The 2,680-nt window shown below is 38.8% G+C and carries 1 protein-coding gene; it reads right to left on the bottom strand.

From position 1 onward, the window contains the following. A partial coding sequence (locus BAZSYMA_RS09525; protein ID WP_090718545.1) for a BspA family leucine-rich repeat surface protein occupies positions 1–2,680 on the bottom strand: 2,680 nt, incomplete at both ends.

The raw sequence follows: 2,680 nt of genomic DNA, 5'->3' as shown, positions 1-2,680 counted from the left end.
AATGGCTAATAAATCAGCTTTATAGGTAACCTTTGCTAAAGTAATACTTACTTTGCTATCAGCACCAGCATTGTTGTTAACTAATCCGATGCGAGCACCATCATGGTCAATAGTCAGTTTGGTGCCAGAGTCAACAGCAGTCACTGTTATAAAGTCACTCAGATTAGAGGTGTTATACCCTATCAATAAGTCACGAAGGTCAATGATGTCTGCATTAGCGTTTGTACTTGTGTTTCCTACAGTAAAGTCATCAATAAAGTCATTACCTGCATTTTCATATTTATAAACAAAAATATCGTTACCCCCATTTCCTATTAAAGTGTCGTCTCCTTCTCCACCTATTAATATATCATCTGTGGTACTGCCATCTAACATATCGTTATCACCTAATCCATGTAGTGTGGTTCTTGCGCCATCTACGGTGAGAAAGTCTTGACCATCGGTACCCTGTTGAGTCTTACTATCATCAAACTTGCCATGAATAGTCCAGTGATAGGTGTCTATTAAATATTGTCTAGCAGTGGCATCAGTGTAGTTTGCGATACCCCAAGTAACATTACTCTGAATAGCGCTCTCACCAGCGGCAGTGTCAAGCTTTGCCCAGCCACGTAAGGTACCATCCATATTTGCGGTAGTCATTACACTGTCATTAAACATATCTATTGCACGTGTTAAACTCGAAATATCCCAGTTGCTAAGGTTTTGGTTAAAGGCACTTGATTTTCTAAACATTGACATCATATTTGTTACTTTACTAACATCCCAATCACCAATATCTTGGTTAAAGGCAGCTGAAACGGCAAACATTCCATGCATATTCGTTACCTTGCTAACATCCCAATCACCAATATCTCGGTTAAAGGCGGTTACTCTATGAAACATTCCAGCCATATTAATCATATTGCCAACATCCCAATTGCCAATGTCTTGGTTAAAGACGGCTTTGTAAGTAAACATATCAGACATATCGGTTATATTGCTAACATCCCAACTGCTAATATCTTGGTTGAAGGTGACTATATTAAAAAATGCTCGACTTGCATTGCTTACATGAGTTACATCCCAGTGGGTTAAATCAACATCAGAATTTGTATTATTAATATTAACTTGACTTGTTAAATTGTTAATTTGAGTCATGTTTTTAGTGATGACAACATTAGCGTTACCAGCAACATCTGTAAAGGTATTTGCTACAACTGTAATGGCAACATTAGAATGCTTTCCCCCTAAGCTTGGGGTTACCATAATGGTGTATTGCGTCTCACTTACTTTAGTCAATGAACCTGAATTAATGGTGCCATTGACAATGTTAATATCATCTATGCTAAATGTTCCGTCTTTAATAGCTTTACTAAAATTAAATATGATTGTGTTGGCTGTAGCATCTGTGCCACCACTGCCTGCAATTGTTAGGGTTGGACTGCTAGCCTCAAGTACTAAGTTGCCATTAGCAATCAAACCAGTCAACAAATCGACTCTATAGGCAATATTTTTTAAAGTAATGTTTACTAGGCCATTAAGTGATCCAGTGCCATCATGGTCAATAGTCAGTTTCGTGTTGGCACCCTCAGCAACAACTGTTATAAAATCACTTAAATTAGAAGTAGGGGTATATCCTGTCAATAAGTCGCTCAGGTTAATGGTATCTGCGTTGGCATTTATGCTTGTATTTCCTAGCGTAAAATCGGTAATAAAATCGTTGCCTGCGTTTTTAAAACCATAATCAAAGATATCTCTACCATTTGCACCTGTTAGGGTGTCATTGCCTACACCACCAACTAAAATGTCATCTGTAGTGCCACCGGTCAGCGTGTCGTTACCGGCTAAGCCGTGTAGTGTGGTTTTTGCGCTGGTTGTGGTAAGTATATTAGCAGCATTATCACCCTTTATCGTCTTTCTACCATCAAAACTGCCACCATGAATAGTCCAGTTATAGGTGCCTATTAAATATTGTCTGGCAGTGGCATCGGTGTAGTTTTCAATACCCCAAGCAACATCGATCTGGATAGCACTCTCGCCAGCAGCAGTATCGAGTTTTGCCCAACCGCGCAAGGTATCATCCATATTGTTTAAAGTCATTGAAGTGTTATGAAACATATCTATTGCACCTGTTAAACTCGAAATATCCCAATTGCCAATGTCTTGGTTAAAGGCTGTGGCAGCCAAAAACATCGATTCCATAGTAGTCACATTGCTAACATCCCAATTGCCAATGTCTTGGTTAAAGGCGTCTGCGCTAGAAAGCATATAAGACATATCAGTCACTTTGCCAACATCCCAACTGCCAATGTCTTGGTTAAAGGCGGTTGTACTATGAAACATATAAGTCATATTGGTTACCTTGCTAACATCCCAGCCACCAATGTTTTGGTTAAAGACCTTTGCGCTAAGAAACATATGACTCATATTAGTCACCTTACTAACATCCCAATTATCAATATTTTGATTAAAGGTAGTTGCATCAAAAAATGCTCGGCTTGCATCGCTTACATGAGACATATCCCAATTGGTTAAATCAGCATCAGAGCCGTTACCATCAATATCAACCCATTTTTTTAAATCGATAACATTGGTTGTGTTTGTGATGATGGTAGTATTGGTATTATTTGCAACATCTGTAAAGGCATTGTCTGCAACCGTAATGGCAACATTAGAATGCTTTCCCCCTAAGTCTGGGGTT

Origin of the sequence: Bathymodiolus azoricus thioautotrophic gill symbiont (genome assembly GCF_001298715.1) — a bacterium.
Classification (GTDB): Bacteria; Pseudomonadota; Gammaproteobacteria; order PS1; family Pseudothioglobaceae; genus Thiodubiliella.
The sequence above is the reverse complement of the archived record's forward strand: the minus strand, read 5'-3'. Positions and strand labels throughout refer to the sequence as shown.